This is a genomic window from Kitasatospora dryopteridis, assembly GCF_050749075.1.
GTDB lineage: Bacteria > Actinomycetota > Actinomycetes > Streptomycetales > Streptomycetaceae > Kitasatospora.
In genome coordinates, this window is the sequence record NZ_CP192749.1 from 8,260,345 (window position 1) to 8,280,529 (window position 20,185).

Genomic DNA, 20,185 nt, shown 5'->3' on the forward strand with positions numbered 1-20,185 from the left:
GGCGAAGGGCGCTGCACCGCCCGGGGCCGCGGTGCAGCAATTGCACCGCACCCGGGCTCAGCCCATGCCGAACGAGTCGTGGACCGGCCGTACTTCGACCGCCACCACGTGGAAGTCCACCACGCGTTCGGCGATCTCCCGGGCCCGCTCCGCAGTGGCGCACTCGAGCACGTAGTAGGCGGTCAACTGCTCGGTGACCCCGGTGAGCGGACCGTCGGACGCAACCGCGTCCCCGCCCTTCCGCCGCAGGACCGTCGTGTCCTTGGGATAGGCCAGCCCGGCCCCGTTCAGCAGTTCACCGGTGTCCGCCAGGTCCCGGTGGAGTTCCTCGTGCCTGCGGAAGACGTCCGCGCGTTCCGCGGCGGACATCGCCGCGGTCGCTGCGGGATCGGCGTACATCAGCAGCATGTACTTCATGCGGTCAGCCTCCCACCGGACCCGGCGCCCGCGTGCGGATTTCGCCGGAGCTGCGCGCCGCGTGCCGGCTGCCGCTCCTGCCCGCCGGCGACAGTCGAGCGACAGCCAAACGTTAGCGCCGTCGCCGACCTTGGGAGCACGCCGCACGGAGCGGCGGACGACAGGGAGGCGCGATGTTCCGCAAGAGGAGTACCGGTACGTCCGAGGCCTGGGCGACGGGTGTGCGTGCGGTCGGGAGTGCCGCCGTGCTGACGGCCGCCACCGCGCTCGTGCTCGCCGCCGCACCGACGGCCGTCGCCGCCGGCGGGCAGGACGCGGCGGGCCCCGCCCAGGTGCGGTCGGCGCGCAGCACCCATGTGTCGCTCTACAACGGCACCGCGGACGTGATCTACCGCAACTACAGTTCGCTGTCGCACGGGGTCTGGGACGACGCCACCCCTCCGGAGTCGGTCAGGAACGCCACCACCGCATCCTGGGGCTCGCACTCCTCCGGCTTCATGACGGGCACGGAGGGCGAGGCGCGCTACCAGCTGGCGAAGGGCGAGGTGGTGATCCACTGGAACAACCCGTACGCCGGCAGCAACTCGTACAGCTGCTCCGTCCCCCGGGGCTACACCTGTTCCTGGACGGGCGGCGGGGGCAACAACGCCTCGGTCGCCTTCACGCTGGGCGGCAGCCCGGCGGGCCTCGTCGCCGGCACGGTCGAGGACGCCCCCGCGGCCCCGGCCCCCACCGCAGTGGCCGCGGCCAGGAGCACCCACGTCACGCTGCAGAACCGCACGACGTCCACGATGGACCGCACGTCCTCCTCGCTGAAGCACGGCACCTGGAGCCACAACATGGTGCCGCCGGACGCGGTGTACCCGTTCGCCAACGGCGCCTGGCAGTCGGAGTCCAACGGCTTCATGACCGGGACGGAAGGCCGGGCCGTCTACAACATGTACGGCGTCGGCAATGTCGAGATCTGGTGGGACAACCCGTACGCCGGCAGCAACAAGTACAGCTGCGACGCGCCCAGGGGCTACACGTGCAGCCGTGACGGCGGCGGCGGCGACAACACCTACGTCACCTTCACCGTGCAGAAGGGCTGATCCGATGGCGCGCATCCACCGAACCCTGCCGGGCGCCAAGGCGCTGACCGCCGCCGCCCTCGCCGCACTGGTCCTGGTGCCGCTGGGCGCGACCGGCGCAGGAGCCGTTCCCGCGCCGGCCGCCGCCCGGGCCACGGCCGCGCAGACGGTGATCAACAACGGCCAGCACTACGTCCTGGCCCCGCAGCACGCACCCGACCAGTGGCTGGGCGAGAACAGCTGGAACAGCATCGTCGCCAAGGCCAGCAGGCTCTGGTACGGCAACCAGTACCACCACGCCCTGTGGACCGCCCGGGTCGGCGGTGACGGCGCCGTCGAACTCCAGAACTACGACTTCGGCGGCAGCCTCCAGGACGACAACGGGGCCGTGGAGGCGAACTGGGGCCAGGGCGGCACCTGGGACTGGGTCGCCGTCGGCGGCCCCGGCGGCACCGTCGCCCTGCGGAACCGGATCACCAACCGCTACCTCGCACTGAACGCCGCGAACGTCGCCGTCATGGCGACGACCGCCTACTTCTGGCACGTCGTCAACGCCCACGTGTAACGGAGCCGACGGTACCGCTCCCGACACGCCCCCGATCGCTCTGTGTGATCGGGGGCACACGTATGGGCACCGCCTCGCCCGGGTAGCTCCCCACTGCTCAGCAGACGAACAGTGGGGAGAGGGCGTTGCTCGAATTCCGGTTGCTCGGACCGGTGGAGGTGCGCCGCGACGGGACGGCCGTCGGCCTCGGGCCACCGAAGCGCCGCACCGTACTGGCGATGCTGCTGCTCGCCGACGGCGCCCTGGTCACCACCGACCGGCTCGCCGAGGCCCTGTGGCACGAGGAGCCGCCCCAGCACGCGAGGACCGCAGTCCAGGGCCACATCTCCCACCTGCGCCGCCTGCTGCACCCCACCGGTGACGCCACGATCGCGACGGTCGGCGACGGCTACCTGCTCCGCACGCCCGCCGACCGGACCGACGTCCACCGGTTCCGGGCCGCCGCCTCCGAAGCACGGCACGGCCGCGGCACACCCGCCGCCACCGTTCCCGCGCTGCGCCGGGCCCTCGCACTGTGGCGCGGCCCCGCCCTCGCCGGGCTCTGCACCACACCCCTGATCGTCTCCCTCGCCGCCGAGTTGGAGGAGTCGCGGCTGAACGCCGTCGAAGAACTAGGCCAGGCCCTGACCGCCGCGCACCGCCCCGAGGAGGCCGTCGCCCTGCTGCGCGGCCCGGCGGGCCGCCACCCGCTGCGGGAGTCGCTGGTCGCACCGCTGCTCGACGCCCTGCTCGCCGCCGACCGCCAGGCCGCCGCCATCGACCTCTACCACCGGACGGCCCGGCTGCTCGGCGACGAACTGGGCGTGGGCCCCGGCCCCGCGATGGCCCGCGCCTACGCCCGGATACTCGCCGCACCCGACGCCGCGCAGCACGCCGCAACTCCCGCCGGGGAAACCGGCCCCGCCGACGAGACGGCGCGGCCGCTCCTGCTGCCCCGCTGCCCGCCCGGCTTCACCGGCCGGGAACGCGAACTCGCCGCCCTGGACGACGCCGTCGCCCCCGTCACGGACGCCCCCGTCTGCCTGGTCACCGGACCGGCCGGGGTCGGCAAGAGCGCCCTGGTCGCCCACTGGGCCCAGCGCGCCGCCACGGCCTTCCCCGACGGCGTGCTCTTCGCCCGGCTCGACGGCTTCGCCGGCACCGCGCCCGCCGCCGACCCGGCCTTCGTCCTGCGGGACTTCCTCCTCGCCCTCGGCGCGCGGCCCGACGACGTCCCGCAGGGCTCCACGGCCGCCGAGAGCCTCTACCGCGCGCTGCTCCGGCACCGCCGCGTCCTGGTCGTCCTCGACGACGCCGTGAGCTACGACCAGGTGCGGCCGCTGCTGCCCGGCGCCGCCGGCTGCGCCACCGTGGTCACCAGCCGCAACCGGCTGGAGAGCCTGGTCGCCGCCGACTGTGCACGCCCGTTGCTGCTGGACCGGCTGGGGCCGCGGCAGGGTGCCGCGCTGCTCGCCGGCGTCCTCGGGCCGGGCCGGGTGGCCGCCGAGCCGGTGGCCGCCGGACGGCTGGTCGGGCTGTGCGACGGCCTGCCGCTGGCGCTGCGGCTGACCGGGGCCCGGCTCGCGACACGGCCGGAGCGGTCGCTGCGCGAGGCCGCCGAGGAACTCCACGACGAGCGGCAGCGGATCGCACTCCTCGCCACCGACGACCTCGACCTCGCCTCCGTCCTGCGCGCCAGCGTGGCGCAACTCCCGCCCACCGCAGCCGAGGTACTGGGCCTGCTGGCGCACCACTTCGGCCCCGACATCGACCTCGGCGCGGCGGCCGCGCTGACGGCCGCCACCCCGGCCGCCGCGAGGGCCGCACTGGAACGGCTCCTCGCCGCCAACCTGCTGGAGGAACGGGCACACGGCCGGTACGCCCTGCACGACCTCGTCCGGCTGTACGCCCGCACGCTCGGCCCGGGGCCCGGCCCCGGGCGCATCCTGCCGCTCCTCGACCACTACCTGTGCGGCGCCTTCGCCGCGTCCGCCGTGGCCGTCGCGGGCAGCCAGCCCTGCTGCAGCCTCCCCGGGGACGTCCTACTGCCCGTACTGGCTCCGGAGTTCACGGACCGCGCCGAGGCGATGACCTGGTACGCGCGGGAGCGGGGCACTCTCGTCGCCGCAGTGGCCGCCGCCACCGCGGCGGGCCACCACGACCGGGCGTGGCGCCTCGCAGCTCTGCTCTGGCCACTCGTCGTCCAGCAGCCCGAAGCCGAGTGGGAGGCCCCGCTGGGCCATGCCCTCGCCTCCGCGGCCGAACTCGCGGACGCCGACGCCGAGTCACGGATCAGGACTCTGCTCGGCTGGGTCCTCGGTGAGCAGGGCAGGCACGAGGAGGCGGCCCGCCACCTCGAATGCGCCCCGGACCTCGCCCGGCGCGCCGGCGACACCGAGGGCGAGGCCATCGCGACCGCCAACCTGGCGCAGCTCCACGAACGGCTGGGCAGGTCCGAGAGCGCCGGCCGGGGCTACCGGCGGGCCGCGCTGCTCGCCCGTGACGCCGGCAGCCCGCAGACGGAGATGCTCACCGCCTACTACCTGGCCCGGCACCACCTGCTGAACAGCCGGCCCGCGCAGGCCCTCGCGCTCGCCCGGCGCGGGCTCGGCCTCACCCCGGAGGACCAGGTCCCCGCCCGCCGCGCGATGCTCACGGACCTCTGCGGGCAGGCCCTGGTGGCGCTGGGCCGCCATGGCGAGGCCTTGGAGCACTTCGGCCGCGCCGGACGACTCGCGGAGCAGGACGGATTCACCGCCGACGCGGCCGAGTACTACGCCCGCGCCGCCGAGACGGAAGCCACCGATCGTCCCTGACCCCGCTGCGACCGGTGGACGGGCAAAACGTGGATTCGAGTGCCGGCCCTCATCCGACGGCGGCGGGCCTCCGGGCCGGGGCGCCTGATGAGGGCCGGGTGCGCCGGGAGAGCAGCGGGGAGTGGGAGTACCTCGACAGCTGCACGGCCCCGAGATCCGGTACGGCGGCCTCCGCCCGGAACGCGGCCCGGTCGGTGGTGCTGACCGCCGTGGGCATGAGCTCCCGGGCCAGCGTCTCCAGGAACCACTCGAACCTGTCCGCCGGCGGCAGTGCGGCACTGGATGCCTTCAGCCATGTCACAGTTCTTCCCCGTCCTCCCGGGCACCGTGGTCTCCGACCACATGATCATCCACTGCCCGGGGCGACCTGCCCCCGGGGTGGCCGACGGGCGCTGCGCCGATCGGTGTTGGGTGATCGCAGGGCGCGGCCCGAACCGGCCCGCCGACTTCTTTGTGCCATCTGCCAGTACGGCGGCCGGGCAGCGCGGAGCAGACTGACCGTCACGGCCGCGGTCCGAAAGGGCTGTTGAGACCCGAGGGTCGGCACGGCCGCACACAGGACGAAGCACTGGAGGGGGCGGCGCGTGAGCGTGCAGCAGTACGACGGGATCGGCGAGGCATTCGAGGGGTTCAAGTCACTGCCGTTGATGCGGCACGGGGAGGTGCCGAGCTTCCTCGGCCTGGTCGGGGACGTGACCGGCAGGTCGGTTCTCGACCTGGCGTGCGGCACCGGCTTCTACAGCAGGGAGTTCAGGCGGCGCGGCGCCACGGAGGTCCTCGGCGTCGACATCTCCGTCGAGATGATCGCCGCCGCGCAGGACATCGAGCGGCGCGACCCGCTGGGGGTGCACTACGAGGTCGGTGACGTGGCCGAACTGCGGCCCGTCGAACGGCGCTTCGACCTCGCGCTGGGAGTGCAGTGCCTCAACTACGCCGAGTCCGTGGCGGAGATGGAGCGGATGTGCCGCAACATCCACCGCAGCCTGGTGCCGGGCGGGGAGTTCTTCGTGCTCGCCCAGAAGCCCGACTACGGGTTCGACTGTCCGTCCCTGGAGACGTACGGCTTCCGCTGCGAGCCGACCGGCGAGGAGGCCGAGACGGGCCCGCGGGTGAGGATCACGGCCCTTCTCGACCCGCAGCCGATCAGCATCCTCACCACGGCGCCGCGCCGCGAGGTCTACGAGGAGTGTCTGAAGGCGGCCGGGTTCGGCGGGGTGGAGTGGGTTCCGCTGCAGGTGTCCGAGGCCGGCATCCGTGAGTTCGGCGACGACTTCTGGGCGGACCTCCTCGCGAAGCCGCCGCTGGAGATGCTGCGCTGCCGTGCCTGACCGGCCGACCGGCCGGACCTCGAGCCGGTAGTGCCCGGAGGCCGCCACCCCCACAGCAGGGGTGGCGGCCTCCGGCGCTGTTCCCGGGCCGCAGCAGGCGACCGCCCGGGTCCTCGGCCGGTCAGGCGGTGGTGCCCCAGCTGTGGGCGACATCGATGACGAGCCGGTTGTCGAGCTGGAAGACCCGGAACGGCAGGCGCGCCCGGACGCCGACGCCGAACTGGGACTCGCCCTCGAAGCTGCCGGCGAAACGGGTGTCCACGAAGGTGCGGTAACCGGTCAGGTCGACGCCCGGCAGCGGGTCGCCCGACCGGGCCGGGTAGACCGCCTGCCAGGTGGCCGGGTCGTAGGCGGTCGCGCCGACCACGACCTCCAGCACGGCGCCGCCGCGCACCGGGATCGGGGTGCCGGAGCCGGACTGGTAGACGGCGTTGCCGTCCGTGTAGTGCACGCGGTAGGCGAGCGGGTTGGCCGCCGAGGTGCCCGGGACGTCCACCACCAGGCGGTCGAAGCACTCCTGGGCGCCGGTGCGGATGTTCGCCAGCGCCTGCGGCTGGTACGGGACGGTCCGGTCCTGCCGGTCCAGACTGCCCCAGCCGCCCGGGCAGGCAGTACTCGCGGTGACGGCCGAGGCCGTCGGAACCGCGGTCGCCGCAACCCCCGTGGCGAGCATCACGGCAGCCAGCGCGGTGGTCCACCGTCGCATGTCGTTCCCCCTCCTGTGCCGGCCCCTGCGGCCGGCCCCGCAGTGATCCACGCGCCGCCGCACGGAAAGGTTGCAGTACGCACGACGGGCCGGGAGTTCCCGCCCGGTGATCACGATCACAGGCGTGATCGGCACATGGACGCAACCCGTCCGCCGTCCCGTGCGTGGCGACGGTGGATGCACCGGCATCTGATCGAGAAGACGGAGCGGCACACGGGATGACCGACGAGGAGTACAGCGCGTTCTACCTGTCCTCGTTCTCCCTACTGGTACGGCAGTTGTACGCCATGACGGGGGATTTCAGCGAGGCCCAGGACGTGGTCCAGGAGGCCTTCGTACGGGGCTGGGGGAGACGCGCACGGCTGTCGTCCGACGAGGGCACACCCGAGGCGTGGATACGCACGGTCGCCTGGCGACTGGCCGTCAGCCGGTGGCGTCGGGCTCGCCGCGGCCGGGTGCTCGAACTCGGGCACGCCGTCCCGGAGGACACCCCCGGGCCCGGGCCCGAACACACCGCGCTGGTCGCAGCCCTGCGCAAGCTGCCGGCGGTGCAGCGGCAGGCGATCGTGCTGTTCCACCTGTGCGACCTGAGCGTCCAGCAGATAGCGGACGAGGCCGGAACAGCGGTCGGCACGATCAAGGCGCGCCTCTCCCGCGGCCGCGCCGCACTCGCGGAACACCTCCGCGACGAACCGGATGCCGGGAGCACTCCACGGCACTCCGAAAGGACGGACAACTGTGCCTGAGCCGGGGGACATTGTGGGTAGCGGACACGAGGACGTGATCGGGTCGGCACTGCGCGAGCTGACGGCGCAGGCCCCCGCGGCACTGCCACTGCCCTACGACACCGTCCGCCGCCGGGGTGCGCGCCGGCGGCGCAGGCGACGGGCCGCAGTGCTGGCCGCCGTGGCGGCGGTCTGCGTGCTCGGGCTGCTGGGCTCGGGCGCCCTTCTCCCGGAGCTTCGGCAGAGGCCCACCGCACCGGCGCCGAGCCCGACCGCACTTCCCTCGTCGAGGAGCGTGCTGACCACGGTCGACCTCACCGCGCACACGGTCCGGGTCGAGGACGGCACGACCGTGCTCAAGGTCCTGCCCGCGACGGCCGGCCGGCCCGACCACCCCACCCGGCCCGGTGCGATGACCGTCGCCGAGAAACTGGCCTCGTACCACGTGAACTCCAGCACAGGGCCGACCCTGGCGCCGGCCGCCGGAGGAGGGGAGTACGACCTGACCCTGTCCTGGTGCGTCCGGCTGGTCGCCCAGGACGGCTACTCCAACTACATCTGCAGCCTGCCCTGGTACGGAGCCTCCGCCTTCGGCCGGCAGAACCTCACCTTCGGGCAGATCGGACTGCGCTCCGAGGACGCCCGCTGGTACTTCGAGCAGGTGGCGGTCGGCGACACCGTCCAGGTGGTGGACCCCGCGGCCGGGGAGCGGTGACGGCGACCGGCCCGGTCGGTTCAGCAGCGGCGGCGGCGCCTGCGGCGGGCCCACTCCATGACGCCCAGACCCGCGAACACGGCGGCGGGGCCGACGGGCCAGGCCGCCATGGGGGTGCCGGCGGTGGTGATGGACCAGGCGGCGCCGACGGCGAGAACCAACTGGCCGGCCCCCCACAGGCGCGGATCGCCGACAGCGCGCCACCAGCCCGGCACCCGGCCCCGCGCGAGAGCGGGCAGCGAGGTGCTGAGCGCGAACGCCCACACCACGGCCAGGCAGGACCAGGCGAAAGCGTTCACAGCGGCGTCCTCTCCGAGCGACGGCCCACCGACGGGCGCGTTGCACACGGATCCTTCCACCTCGCGCTGCGCCCTCCCGTACCGGGTCCGCCGTCCCGGGCCGGCCCGCGGCCACGGTGAGACCGCTGCCACTGCCCAGACCCGGCCGTACCGCCCCCGGCGCCGCCGGACGGGTGGAATGCGCAGGGTGAGGCGCGCGGCGGCCGCCGGAGCCGTCCAGGGCTGTCGAATACTCGCGCCCTGAGGCGGCGGCGCCCTCGGATCGGGGCCGCGCCGCCCGGACGAGGGAGGACGTTGATGCATCGTCACGGCGCAGCCCGGCAGACCGCTCCAGGGTCGGGCAGGACCGTCGCCCGACCCGGGGTGCGCGCTGCCGCGCCGCTGCTGGCCGGCCTGCTGCTCGCAGGATGCACCTCCGGGTCCACCGGCGATCCCACGGCCGCCCCCTCGCCGAGTCCCTCGTCCGCCCCGGCCACCGCACCGCCGCCGCAGCCGCCGCCCCGGCTGACGGAGGAACAGGTGGCCTCCGCCGTGGCCCGGATCGACGGCTACGCGCAGAACGCCATCGCGAAGACGGGCGTCCCGGGGCTGGCCCTCGCCGTCGTCTACCGGGACAAGGTCGTCCACACCAAGGGCTTCGGCGTCCGCCAGCTCGGCAAGCCGGAGACCGTGACCCCGGACACGGTGTTCCAGCTCGCCTCGGTCTCCAAGCCGATCGCCTCGACCGTGGTCGCCGGCGTGGTCGGCCAGAAGGCGGTGAAGTGGGACGACCCCGTCACCGCCCACGACCCCGGCTTCGCGCTGGCCGACCCCTGGGTGAGCAGCCATGTGACCATCGCCGACCTCTTCTCGCACCGCAGCGGCCTGCCGGACCACGCCGGCGACCTGCTGGAGGACCTCGGCTACCAGCGCGACTACATCCTGCAGCACCTGCGGGACCACACGCTGGCACCGTTCCGCGCGAGCTACGCCTACACCAACTACGGCCTGACCGAGGCGGCGGTCGCCGTGGCCAAGGCCAAGGGGGTGGCCTGGGAGGACCTGGCGGCGGACGTCCTCTACAAGCCGCTGGGGATGACTTCCACGAGTTCGCTGCGCTCCGCATACGACAGCGCGGCGAACAAGGCGGTGCCGCACGTCCGGACCGACACCGGCTGGCAGGTCAGTACCACCGAGAACCCGGACCCGCAGTCCCCGGCCGGCGGGGTGAGCTCCACCGTGCAGGACCTCGCCCGGTGGATGCGCCTGCAACTCGCCGACGGCACGTTCGAGGGCCGGCGGGTCGTCGACGCGGCGGGCCTGAACGAGACCCGGGTGCCGCACATCGTCTCCAACCCGCCGAAGGCGCCCGCAGGCAACGCCGGCTCCTACGGCCTCGGCTGGAACGTCAACCAGGACTCCCACGGCCGGCTCCGGCTGAACCACTCCGGCGCCTTCGAACTGGGCGCGGCGACCGTGGTGACCCTGCTGCCCTCCGAGCAGCTCGGGATCGTCGTCCTGACCAACGGTCAGCCGATCGGGGTCCCGGAGGCGGTGGCCGAGGCGTTCTTCGACTTCGCCCAGGAAGGCAGGGAGATGGTCGACTGGCTCAGCTTCCTCGGCAAGGTCGTCCCCGCCGCCGCACTGGTCGGCGTCTCGCCGACCGACTACAGCAAGCCGCCGGCCGGCGCAGCCCCGGCCGAGCCGGACGCGGCCTACGTCGGGACGTACCGCAACAACTACTACGGGCCGCTGACCGTGACCGCCCGGAACGGCGGCCTGGTGATGAGCCTCGGCCCGGACAACCTGCAGTTCCCGCTCCGGCACTACGACGGCGACGTGTTCAGCTTCCAGACCCGGGGCGAGAACGCGGTCGGCCTCTCCGGCGTCACGTTCACCGTGGGCCCCGACGGGCGTGCCTCGAGCGTGGTGGTCGAGCAGTTCAACCACGACGGCCTCGGGACCTTCACCCGCAGCTGACCCGTGCCCCGCCGCCGAGCCCCACCATCGCCGACTCCGGGGCCTGATTCCGCCCGGTCCGGACAGCCGGCACACATCACACCCCGGGGCATCCGGCTGCCGACCGGGCACGATCCTCCGGTCGGGGCGCAGGAGTGCGCGCCGGGGCTTGTCGGCCCCGCTCCGCCACTGCCGCAGGTCCTCGTGCAGCCGCGGCCCGCCGCTCGAGGGGTGGCGCCGGTCAGGGGGTGGGTTGGGCGGCCAGCCACAGGCGGGCGGCGTTCACCTCCTGCGCGGGCCGGTCCCAGAGGCCGGCGATCGCCTCCGCGAGCTCCTTCACGTCGGTGAAGCCCGCGAACCTCGCGTTCGGGCGTTCGGCCCGCATGGCGTCGTGCACCAGCGCCTTGACCACCAGGATGGTGGCCGCGGCCGGCGGCTCGCCGTCTCCGCCCGCCTTGCGGAAGGCGTCGGCGAGCGCGAGCGTCCAGGCCTCGGCGGCGGCCTTCGCGGCGGCGTAGGCGGCGTTTCCGGCGGTGGGCCGACTGGCGCCCTCGGCGCTGATCAGGACGTACCGGCCCCTCCCGCTGCGGCCGAGTCCGCCTTCGAAGGCGAGGGAGGTGTGCTGGACGGTCCGCACCAGCAGGTCCTCCAGCACGTTCCAGTCGCCGAGGTCGGTCTCGGCGAAGGTGGCGGAGCCGCGCCAGCCGCCGACGAGGTGGACGAGGCCGTCGATGCGGCCGAACTCCCTCTCGGTGCGGTCCGCCCATGCGCGGGTCGCGTCCAGGTCGAGCAGGTCGACGGTGTCCCCGGTCACGGTGGCGCCGTGGTGCGCGTAGCGGGCGGCGTCCACCGCCTCCGCGAGGCGGCCCGCGTCGGCGTCGGAGGCGACGACCGCGGCGCCCGCCTCGGCGAGCCGCATGAGCGCCGCCCGGCCCGCGGGGCCGGCGGCACCCGCCACCGCGACCACCGCACCGTCCAACCCGCCCTGGTCCGTGCTCGTGTTCACAGCTCCTCCTTCAGACCGCTGCCGGCGGGGCGACGGCCCGGCCGGCCACCGGAACCGGATTGCGCGATGTGGGTGAACTTCTGCCGACAGGACGCCGGTGCGGGGCCGGACCTCCTTGGACGACCGGCCCGGCCGTCCCCCGCGCGGCCGGGCCGTGCTGCACCCGGGCTGCGCCGCATCCGACGGTGCCTGTCTGCAGTCTGCCCGTCCGCCGTCCGGCCCGCCCGGCCGTGACGTCGTCCGCTTCGAGGCCGAGGGGCCGCGAACCGCTCACACCGGCCCCGGCGGCCCCGGTGCCGTCCCGGCCTCGTCGGTCCCGTCGCCCTCGACCTCGATGCCGGTCGGGGGCGCGTCGGCACCGGTCCGCCCGCAACCCCCCTGCCCCCGGATCGTTGATCATCCGGAGCCGGGAAGAGGCCGTGGCGGCGAGGGACGGGGTTGCGCAATGGGAACGGCAGCGGGCAGCGGGCACGGCGGCGGCCGCAGTGTGGTGATCACCGGGGCGACGGGCGGGATCGGCCGGGCGACGGCCGTCCGGCTGGCCGCGCGCGGCTGGGACGTGGTCGGCACGGCACGCACCCGGGCCAAGGCGGACGACCTGGTGGGCCGGGCCGCGGCGAGCGGCATCGACCTGCGTGCGGTGGTCCTGGACGTCGCCGACGCGGACTCCTGCCGGCAGGCCGTGGCGCAGGTCGAGGAGATGACCGGGGGCGGACCGTGGGCGCTGGTGAACAACGCCGGCGTACCCCAGGCAGGAGCCCTGCGGGACGTCGACGACGAACGGGCCCGCCACGTGCTGGAGGTCAACCTCGTCGGCGTCATGCGCCTGTGCCGCCTGACCCTGCCGGGCATGGCCGAACGCGGCAGCGGACGGATCGTCAACGTCTCCTCGGGGCTCGGGCGGGTGCCCTGGCCCATGGGCGGCTGGTACAGCGCCAGCAAGCACGCCCTCAGCGCCCTCACCCACTGCCTGCGCATCGAGACGGCCCACCTCGGGGTCAAGGTGTGCCTGGTCGAACCCGGCGCGTTCGCCACCGCGATGCTCGACCGGGCCGTGGACGACCTGGCCCGGGCCCGTGCGGGTGGCGCCGGACCCGGGTCCGAACGCGGACCGGGCCTCGGGTACGACCGCTCCACCAGACTGTTCAGCAGCGTCAACCGCTACGTACCGGGCCCGGAACCGGTGGCCAGGACCATCGAGCACTGCCTGTCCGCCCGCCGGCCCCGGCCGCGCTGCGTCGTCGGGCACGACGCGAGACTGCTCGTCCCCCTGCACACCGTCCTGCCGCTGCGCCTGACCGACCTCGTCAAGCACGCCGCCGCCGGTCTGCCGCGTGCCGCCGCCGCGGTGCGGGCCGCCACCACGGCGCAGGCCGCCGCGACCGTGCGCGCGGCCGCCGACGAGGGTGCCTCATGAGCCCCCACGCCCGCATCGCCCAGGCCGCCGTCGACCTGCCGGACGGCCGCCAGAGCGCGGGCGAGATCGAGGAACGGCTGCGGCGGAACAGCCCGGCGCTGCGCATCCCGGACGGCCTGTTGGAGCGCACCTTCGGACTGCGTGAACGGGTTGTCGCCGCCGCGGGCGAGCTGCCCTCCGACCTGGCGGCCCGCGCGGTCGCCCGGGTACTGGAGCAGGCCGGTCTCGGCCCCCGGGACGTCGACCTGCTGCTCTTCGCCGCCGTCAGCGCCGACGTCCGCGAACCCGCCAATGCCCACGTCGTCGCCGCGAAGGCCGGCCTGGGCTGTCCCGCATTCGACGTCACCAACGCCTGCAACGGCGTCCTGAACGCCCTCCAGGTCGCCGAGGCACTCATCCGCTGCGGCCGGCACCGGCGGATCGTGGTGGCCTGCGGCGAGACCCTCAGCCGGCTCAGCCGCTGGCACCTGGAACGCGGCGAGCTGCGGACCGGGCTCACCTCCCTGACCGGGGCCGACCTCGGCGCGGCCCTGCTGGTCGAGGCGGCCGAGGAACCCGGCATCCTCGCCTCCACCTTCATGGCGAACTCCGCGGGCTGGCCGGCCGCCACCCTGTTCGACCGCGACCACGCCCCGGGCAGGCCCCAGGGGCTCCACGTCGACTCCGAACGCCTGCTGGCCTCCTTCCTCGGCCTGGACGAGCAGGCCCGCCAGTGGCTGAAGGAACAGCAGGCCGACCCCGACACCCTGGACCTGATCTGCGTCCACCAGCCGTCCGTTCCGTTCGTCCGCACCTTCTGCGAGCGGTGCGGCATCGACCCCGCCCGGATCGTTCCCACCTTCGCCCGCACCGGCAATGCCGCCGCCGCGACGCTGCCCCTCCAACTCGCCCTCGCCGCCCGGCAGGGCCGTCTCCGCCCGGGCAGTGAACTGGCCCTGTTCGGCCTGGCCAGCGGGGCGAGTGCCGGGGTGATGCTGCTGCGCTGGTGAGCCGGGCCGGCTCTTGGGCTTCCGGCCGGGCCGTCATGGCGTACGGGCCCGCCGCGGGGCGGTTGCCTGGTCGGGTGCCGCGGGTCGGTCGCCCGACCAGGCCCTCCCGCGCTACAGGTACGGCCGGGTGATCAGCTCGATCGCGTGGCCGGCGGGATCCTTGAAGTACACCCCCCGGCCGCCGTGCTCGTTGTTGATCTCACCGGGGCGTCGCATCTGCGGATCGGCCCAGTGCTCGATGCCGCGGTCGCACAGCCGCCGGTACGCCCGGTCGAACAGCTCGTCGTCGACCAGGAACGCGTAGTGCTGCATCTGGATCTCCACCGGCGGTTCGGCGAACTGGAGCAGCACGCCGTCGTCGAGCTGGATGTTGGTGAAGGGGCCCCAGGACGGTGCTTCCGGGACGTCCAGCAGTTCCCGGAAGAACCGGGCCGACTCGGTGCGGTCCTTGGCGGCGATGATGGTGTGGTTGAACGTGACTGCCATGTGGCTGACCTCGCTGTTGCTCGGCACGAACAAGGGACTCGTGGTGCGCGAGCGGTGGGAGGTCCGCGTGGAGGGCCGGGGTGCCTGGTCCGCACCCGGCATGCGATCAGTCCTCCACCGGGTGGCCGATCCGTGTGTGGCGTAGCGCCGATCCGGTGTTCACATCCGGTGAACTTACGTGACCTCGGCGGCCGGGGCAAGGCCCGGCCCTTTCAACACCCTTGCCTCTGCCGAGGAGACGCCGGCCGCCGACCTCGGTGGGCACAGGGACGTGCCGACCGGCTTGGGCGAGGGCCGTGCCGACCCCGCCGGTCGGCGGGTCGTGTCGTCGCCCGGCCGCCCGATGCGGTACGGGGTCCGGGCCCGGCAGAGTGGACGGCATGTCAGAAACCGCCGCCGGGACCGCGACCGCCTCCGAGGGCCGCCCGAAGCACTCGGGGGCGCGCCCCGGTCGCCTGGTCGGGCTGGATCTGGCCCGGGGCCTCGCGGTGTTCGGAATGTTCGCCGCACACCTCGGGCCCGACCCGGAGGTCGGAGGCCCGGTCGGCGCCGCCATGCGCCTCGCCCACGGGCGGGCTTCCGCGCTGTTCGCGGTGCTCGCCGGCTGTTCGCTGGTGCTGCTCGCCGGCCGCCGTCCGGGGACCGGGCAGAACGGCCGCCGGACGGCCGCCGGGATTGCCGTCCGCGCCGCGCTGCTGATCCTGCTGGGTACCGCCCTGGACGCGCTCGACCCGCCCGTCAGCCTCATCCTCGCCGCGTACGGCGCGTACTTCCTGCTCGCCCTGCCGCTGCTCCGCCTGCCCGCCGCGCCGCTGGCCGGCCTCGCCGTGGCCTGGGCGCTGCTGGCACCCCAGCTCTCGTACGCACTGCGCGCGGCCGGGGCGGCCGACGTCCTGCCCCGGCGCCTCGCCGAACCGCTGCTCACCGGGGCCTATCCGGCCGCCACTTGGATGCCGTTCGTGCTCGCGGGGATGGCCCTGGCGCGCCTCGACCCGTCCGGGCCGGCCGTCCGGCGGTGGGCCGCGACGGTCGGGGCCGGGTTGCTGGTGCTCGGGTACGGGGGTTCCTGGCTCGCGGTGCGGCTGCTGGGTGCGGAGGTGCCGGAGGAGGGGTCGGGCGTGGTCGGCCTCGGTGATCCGGTCGGCCTGCTGGGCGCAGCGCCGCACACCGGGACGAGCTTCGAGGTGCTGGGCGCCCTGGGGTTCGCGCTGCTGGTGGTCGCCGGCTGCGTGGAACTGACCGCCCGTCCGGCCGCGGCGGGTGCCGGCGCGGCCGCGGTGGCGGCTGTGGCGGCTGTGGGGCGGCTGTCGCTGACGGCGTACGTGGGGCACGTCGTGGTGGTCGTGCTGTTCGGGATCGAGCTGGATCCGGGGCCGCCGCTGCCGCTGTTCGCCGCGTTCGTCGCCGGGACGCTGGCGGCGGCCGGACTGTGGACGGCACGGTTCGCCCGTGGTCCGCTGGAGGCGGTGATGCACCGGGCGGCCGGGGTCGCCCGCCTGGTGCCGTAGTCGAGGCGGGTCGTCCCGTTCCGGCCGTCCGTCTTCGCGGCTGTGCTGCACCGGGCGCTGCGCGGCGGCGCCGGCCACCGCCACCGATGCGGCGCCGGGCCGGAGGTGACTCGGCCGGAGGTGACCCGGCTGGGGCCGTCCGCACCGACCCCGCCGTGGTCCCGGGCCCGGTGACCACCGGAGAGCGCCGACCGCGGCCGTAGTCGGCGGTGGCATCGCGGTGACGGCCGCCGACCCGGCCGACGGCTTCGGCCGTGCGTACACCTTGATCAGGGTCGCCTGCACCAGGTCCTCGGCCAGGTGCCAGTCGCCGCACAGCAGGTAGGCGGTGCGGCGCAGCGCCCCGTAGCGGGCTGCGGCGAACTGTTCGAACAACTTCTCGCGTTCCGGCGACATCCGTGCCCGGCCCCTGGTTCCGTCGTCCGTGCCGAGTTGCCCGGGGCGGTGGTGCCCCGCGTCGACTTCTACACGTGGCGGGGTGCCGGAAATGTTGCGTCCCCGGCGGCCGTCGTCGGAGATGGCCGGATGACGGACGGCTCCGCCGAGGCCGTCCTCAAGGGGTGCCGCGCTTGAGCCGGCTCCGGGGGCGGTGGGGCGTGTGCGGGTCGGCCGCCGTGCGGCGCGACGGGCCGGAGCGTCCTCGAGCGCGCCGGGCGGGCGCCGTCCCGGATCGCTTCCCGCGTCGTCCGGGAGCCTTCGGTGCTGCTTGACCGGGGATCTGATTAGGTGCCATATTACTTCTCGTGACCCAGCATCCCGATACCGGCCTCGGCGCCCCCACTCTCGACCAGGCGCGCCGCCAGATCGCCCGCTACGGCCTGACGGCCGATCCGCAGGCGGTCCTGGTCGCGGCGCGGCTGATGGCGGCCGGTGCCCGGATCGGTCAGGCGGGCGAGGTGCACTTCGGCCGCTTCGGCCTCTCGACCGGCCGCTACCGGCTGCTGGCCGACCTGGAGGACCACGGCGGCGAGAAGTCGCCCTCCCAGCTCGCGGCGAGCCTCGGCGTCTCCCGGGCGACCGTGACGGGCCTGGTCGACGGCCTGGAGCGGGAGGGCCTGGTGGCCCGCCGGCCGTCCACCGAGGACGGGCGCGGCAACGTGGTGATCCTCACCGCGCGCGGCGCCGACAAGCTGCGCGACCTGGCACCCGAGCATTTCACCAGGATGCAGGCGCTGGTCGGCGGGCTCTCTCCCGAGGAGCGCGCCACCTTCCTCGACCTGCTGGCCCGGGTGGTCGCGGGCATCGACGCACTCACCCGGGACTGACCCCACTCGGGCGGGCCGCCAGGCGGTCCGCCTCTCTTTCGGGCCAAATAGTTAGGCACCTAAGCACAAATAGTTAGGTTCCTAATCACCTGATCAACCAGTCGGAAGGACATTCCATGAGCAAGAAGGCCCGCGGCGCCCCTGGGCGCTTCGTCCTGTGGCGCGAGGTCCTGGTCGCCTACGCCATGCCCGCCGTGACGGCCGGTCTCGGCGGGGCCGTCACCCGGCAGCCGCACCTGGTGACCGCGGCGCTCACCACCATCGGCGGCACCTCCGCCCTGGTGGCCGCCGCCCTCGGCGCACTTCGGCGCCGTCCGGTCCGCACCCGGGCCCGGATGCCGCGCTCGCTCGCGGCCGCCACCCTGGGCCTGGCCACCGCGGCGCTCGGCCTGGCCGTCGGCCTCGCCGCGGCCCGCTGGCTGCCGCAGGTTCCGGCCCTCGCCGACAGCCCGTGGCCGCAGCGGCTGCCGATCGACCTGCCGGTCTCCTCGGCCATCGCGGCCACCATCACCACCTGGCGCCGGCGCGGCAGCCGCCCGACCCGCACACCGGAGCGCCGGCTCCCCACCGCACCCCGACCCGAGAGCACATCCCGAACCGAAAGGCAGTCGTCATGATCGTCATCATGGGCGCCGGTGGCGCCACCGGCGGCGCCGCCCTGCGCAGCCTCGCCGCCCTCGGCACACCGAGCCGCGCCCTGAGCCGCGACCCCGCCCGCCTGGCCGCCGCACTCGACGGGCACACGCGCGAGCGGACGGTGGTCCTCCCGGCCGACGCAGCAGACCCGCCCTCCCTGCGGGCGGCGTTCCGCGGCGCGCATCAGCTCTTCCTCACCATGGCCAACGGCCCGCACCAGGTCCGGTACGAGCTGAACGCGATCGAGGCGGCCGTCGACTGCGGCGTGGAACACATCGTCAAGGTCTCCGCGCCCGCCGCCGAACCGGACTCTCCCGTCGCCGTCTCCCGCGGCCACCACCTGGTCGAGGAGCGGCTGCGGTCCTCCGGCATCACCACCACCGTCCTGCGGCCGTACGCCTTCATGCAGAAGCTGCTGCTCCTGGCGCCCGGCATCGCCGCGGCCGGGGTGGTGCACGGTGCGATGGGCCGGGCGCGGTGCAACTACGTGGACGTCCGGGACATCGGGGACGCCGCGGCCGCGGTCCTCACCCGCCCGGAGCCGGCCGGCGGCACGTACCCGCTCACCGGCGGGCGGGCCTACAGCTACCCGGAACTCACCACGCTGCTGGGCGAGTTGCTCGGCCGGCCGATCCGATACCTCGATCTGGGCCCGTCCGAGCTGCACGCCCACCTGGTCGGCCGGGCCGGGATGCCGGACTGGCTGGCCACCCACGTGGTGGAGATCCAGCAGCTCGCGGTGGTCCGCAGGGAGACGCCGGACGACACCTTCCACCGCCTCGCCGGGCGCGCCCCGCGCACCCTGGAGGCCTTCCTCGGCGAGAACCTGCACCGGTTCCGCTGACCGCCGGGCAGGACACCGGGCCGGGCCCGGCTTTGGCCGGTGTTTCACAACGGGGTGAGGATGTCCTGGTGCGCCCCGTCGAGGACGAGGCCGTTGTCCCAGCGGACCCGGACCGTCACCCGGTTGCCCTGCTCCTGGTGGGCGGCCCATTCCGGTTCCAGTGCGGCGATCTCGGCTTCGAGCCGTTTCCGGCTGGCTTCCGGCATGGTGTGCCCGTAGTCCTCGAACAGTTCTTTGAGTCGCTGGTACTCGCGGACCTCGTGGCTTTCCGGGAGCTCCCCGTCCACCCGTTCGACAGTGCCCTCGACCCCGGCCCCCAGGGAGAGGAGTCCGACGACGGCTGCGGGCTGTCCGGCGACTGCCTCGCCGATTGCGAGGTCCTCCATCAGCCTGACGCGTCGGCCTTCCTCGAGGGTCATCTGTTCTCTGCCTTTCGTTGATCGGTGCGGCCGGTGTGGCCGGTCCGTGGCCTCGGCCATTGTCCGTCGGCCGCGTCGGGGTGCTGAGACGCGGGGTCGGTCTTTCGGCCGTCGCTGGTCGTCACGGTCAGGATCCTGGTCGTGCCGTCCTGTCGCCGGCCGCCGGGCCGCGTCGTGTTGGCCGGCCCGGGCCGGTGGGATCGGGGCCGTGGCGGTCGGCGTCCGCGAAGTGCATGCCCGGCGGGTCGCCTCCGGTGCCTGGTGCCAGCCGGTTCCTTCGGGGTGTGGGCCGGTGTGCCGCCCCGGGCACGGCCGGCCCCTGACGTCCCGTCCGCCCCACCCGCCGGGTGTCCGGCTGCGCCCCGGCGCCGTGTCCGGCCCGCTCGGACGCCGGTGCCAGGAGTCCTGGCCCCCTGCCCGCACCGGCGGGTGCTCGCGGGGGCGGCGGGGGCGCCCCCGCCGCCCCCGCGAGCACCCGCCCCGGGCAGCAACGCCCCGATGACGAGCGGTCAGGCGGTGGCGGCGGTCCCGACCACCCTGGTCGGGCTGATGCGGACGACGACGCGGAGCACCTCCGTCGGCAGGTCGAGGTACTCCTGACCGGCACCGGGGCCTTCGTACTGTTCGGCGAGCGTGACCGCAAGCGAGCGGCCGGTGTCTTCGGTGACGGTGGCGAGGCCGCGTATCTCCACGTACCGCAGTGGGTCGGCCGGGTCGTACACGGTGAGGCTGGCGCGGGGATCACGGCGCAGATTGCGTTCCTTGCGCCGTCCGGCGGCCGTCGAGACGAGCAGGTCGTCACCGTCGCGGCCGACCCACACCACCGACGTCTGCGGGCTTCCGTCCGGGTTGAGGGTGGCGAGGACGGCGGGTACCGGCGCATCGAGCAGGGCCCGGACGGAACCGTTCAGCATGGCTGTCATTCCGGCGAGACTATCTGCCGCCCCGTCAACCCCGCATCCCGCCCGGGCCACTCGCAACCCCCACCCACCACGGCCGCCGAGGACAAAGCGCCCGCCGAACACGCGCCGACCCATGCACCGCCCGGGACCCGCAG

General features: G+C 74.4%; 21 protein-coding genes. 13 read left to right on the forward strand and 8 right to left on the reverse strand.

Translation table 11 applies throughout. The annotated features are described in order from the left end of the window. Positions 1–57 precede the first annotated feature (57 nt). Positions 58–417, reverse strand: coding sequence for a YciI family protein (locus tag ACQ614_RS37835; protein WP_431683668.1), 360 nt, complete (start codon positions 415–417; stop codon positions 58–60). Between the two features lie 173 nt (positions 418–590). On the opposite strand from ACQ614_RS37835, the gene ACQ614_RS37840 reads away from it, so the two are divergent. The 3 genes from ACQ614_RS37840 (at position 591) to ACQ614_RS37850 (ending at position 4,847) form a co-directional block, all read left to right on the forward strand. Further along, positions 591–1,508, forward strand: a complete 918-nt coding sequence (locus ACQ614_RS37840; RefSeq protein ID WP_431683669.1) for a Crystal protein ET79 — start codon at positions 591–593, stop codon at positions 1,506–1,508. Positions 1,509–1,512: 4 nt separating this feature from the next. Further along, complete coding sequence (locus ACQ614_RS37845) at positions 1,513–2,052, forward strand: hypothetical protein (protein WP_431683670.1); 540 nt, start codon at positions 1,513–1,515, stop codon at positions 2,050–2,052. A 125-nt stretch (positions 2,053–2,177) separates the two neighbouring features. Further along, positions 2,178–4,847 (forward strand): BTAD domain-containing putative transcriptional regulator, encoded by a 2,670-nt coding sequence (locus tag ACQ614_RS37850; protein WP_431683671.1) that lies wholly within the window; start codon positions 2,178–2,180, stop codon positions 4,845–4,847. Positions 4,848–4,896: 49 nt separating this feature from the next. Here the strand turns inward: ACQ614_RS37850 and ACQ614_RS37855 are convergent, their stop codons facing one another. Then, a complete protein-coding gene (locus tag ACQ614_RS37855) occupies positions 4,897–5,148 on the reverse strand; it encodes a hypothetical protein (protein WP_431683672.1) in 252 nt (83 codons plus the stop codon). Positions 5,149–5,431: 283 nt separating this feature from the next. Here ACQ614_RS37855 and ACQ614_RS37860 point away from each other — a divergent pair, with 283 nt between their 5' ends. Further along, the gene (locus ACQ614_RS37860) at positions 5,432–6,175 is read left to right on the forward strand and encodes a class I SAM-dependent methyltransferase (RefSeq protein ID WP_431683673.1); all 744 of its coding nucleotides are present in this window, start codon (positions 5,432–5,434) and stop codon (positions 6,173–6,175) included. Between the two features lie 121 nt (positions 6,176–6,296). On the opposite strand, the gene ACQ614_RS37865 is transcribed toward ACQ614_RS37860, so the two are convergent. Then, on the reverse strand, positions 6,297–6,881 hold the full coding sequence (locus ACQ614_RS37865; protein ID WP_431683674.1) for an AMIN-like domain-containing (lipo)protein: 585 nt from the start codon (positions 6,879–6,881) through the stop codon (positions 6,297–6,299). A 218-nt stretch (positions 6,882–7,099) separates the two neighbouring features. Here ACQ614_RS37865 and ACQ614_RS37870 point away from each other — a divergent pair, with 218 nt between their 5' ends. Next, positions 7,100–7,627 (forward strand): SigE family RNA polymerase sigma factor, encoded by a 528-nt coding sequence (locus ACQ614_RS37870; protein WP_431683675.1) that lies wholly within the window; start codon positions 7,100–7,102, stop codon positions 7,625–7,627. A gap of 13 nt (positions 7,628–7,640) precedes the next feature. Then, a complete protein-coding gene (locus ACQ614_RS37875; protein ID WP_431683676.1) occupies positions 7,641–8,321 on the forward strand; it encodes a L,D-transpeptidase in 681 nt (226 codons plus the stop codon). A gap of 20 nt (positions 8,322–8,341) precedes the next feature. On the opposite strand, the gene ACQ614_RS37880 is transcribed toward ACQ614_RS37875, so the two are convergent. Further along, positions 8,342–8,620: a hypothetical protein gene (locus ACQ614_RS37880; RefSeq protein WP_431683677.1), complete on the reverse strand. Its 279-nt coding sequence runs from the start codon at positions 8,618–8,620 to the stop codon at positions 8,342–8,344. 297 nt (positions 8,621–8,917) lie between these two features. Between ACQ614_RS37880 and ACQ614_RS37885 the strand changes: the two genes are divergently transcribed. Continuing rightward, positions 8,918–10,579: a serine hydrolase gene (locus ACQ614_RS37885; RefSeq protein WP_431683678.1), complete on the forward strand. Its 1,662-nt coding sequence runs from the start codon at positions 8,918–8,920 to the stop codon at positions 10,577–10,579. A 220-nt stretch (positions 10,580–10,799) separates the two neighbouring features. Here ACQ614_RS37885 and ACQ614_RS37890 read toward each other — a convergent pair whose 3' ends face one another. Beyond that, positions 10,800–11,564 (reverse strand): SDR family NAD(P)-dependent oxidoreductase, encoded by a 765-nt coding sequence (locus tag ACQ614_RS37890; protein ID WP_431683679.1) that lies wholly within the window; start codon positions 11,562–11,564, stop codon positions 10,800–10,802. 445 nt (positions 11,565–12,009) lie between these two features. On the opposite strand from ACQ614_RS37890, the gene ACQ614_RS37895 reads away from it, so the two are divergent. Further along, complete coding sequence (locus ACQ614_RS37895) at positions 12,010–12,981, forward strand: SDR family oxidoreductase (RefSeq protein WP_431683680.1); 972 nt, start codon at positions 12,010–12,012, stop codon at positions 12,979–12,981. Continuing rightward, the gene (locus ACQ614_RS37900) at positions 12,978–13,970 is read left to right on the forward strand and encodes a 3-oxoacyl-ACP synthase III family protein (RefSeq protein WP_431683681.1); all 993 of its coding nucleotides are present in this window, start codon (positions 12,978–12,980) and stop codon (positions 13,968–13,970) included. The genes ACQ614_RS37895 and ACQ614_RS37900 overlap by 4 nt, the downstream gene beginning before the upstream one ends. 111 nt (positions 13,971–14,081) lie before the next feature. On the opposite strand, the gene ACQ614_RS37905 is transcribed toward ACQ614_RS37900, so the two are convergent. Beyond that, positions 14,082–14,456 carry a VOC family protein gene (locus tag ACQ614_RS37905; protein WP_431683682.1) on the reverse strand — a complete coding sequence of 125 codons (375 nt, stop codon included), beginning with the start codon at positions 14,454–14,456 and terminating at the stop codon, positions 14,082–14,084. Positions 14,457–14,836: 380 nt separating this feature from the next. On the opposite strand from ACQ614_RS37905, the gene ACQ614_RS37910 reads away from it, so the two are divergent. The 4 genes from ACQ614_RS37910 (at position 14,837) to ACQ614_RS37925 (ending at position 18,709) form a co-directional block, all read left to right on the forward strand. After that, positions 14,837–15,964, forward strand: a complete 1,128-nt coding sequence (locus ACQ614_RS37910) for a DUF418 domain-containing protein (protein ID WP_431683683.1) — start codon at positions 14,837–14,839, stop codon at positions 15,962–15,964. Between the two features lie 743 nt (positions 15,965–16,707). Next, a complete protein-coding gene (locus tag ACQ614_RS37915; protein WP_431683684.1) occupies positions 16,708–17,229 on the forward strand; it encodes a MarR family winged helix-turn-helix transcriptional regulator in 522 nt (173 codons plus the stop codon). Between the two features lie 116 nt (positions 17,230–17,345). Then, positions 17,346–17,846 carry a hypothetical protein gene (locus ACQ614_RS37920; RefSeq protein ID WP_431683685.1) on the forward strand — a complete coding sequence of 167 codons (501 nt, stop codon included), beginning with the start codon at positions 17,346–17,348 and terminating at the stop codon, positions 17,844–17,846. Next, a complete protein-coding gene (locus ACQ614_RS37925; protein WP_431683686.1) occupies positions 17,843–18,709 on the forward strand; it encodes an NmrA family NAD(P)-binding protein in 867 nt (288 codons plus the stop codon). Before ACQ614_RS37920 ends, ACQ614_RS37925 begins: the two co-directional genes overlap by 4 nt. 44 nt (positions 18,710–18,753) lie before the next feature. Here the strand turns inward: ACQ614_RS37925 and ACQ614_RS37930 are convergent, their stop codons facing one another. After that, positions 18,754–19,128, reverse strand: coding sequence for a hypothetical protein (locus ACQ614_RS37930; protein WP_431683687.1), 375 nt, complete (start codon positions 19,126–19,128; stop codon positions 18,754–18,756). Positions 19,129–19,637: 509 nt separating this feature from the next. Continuing rightward, entirely contained in the window at positions 19,638–20,051 is a 414-nt protein-coding gene (locus tag ACQ614_RS37935) for a PPOX class F420-dependent oxidoreductase (protein WP_431683688.1), read from the reverse strand. Between the last annotated feature and the right edge of the window lie 134 nt (positions 20,052–20,185).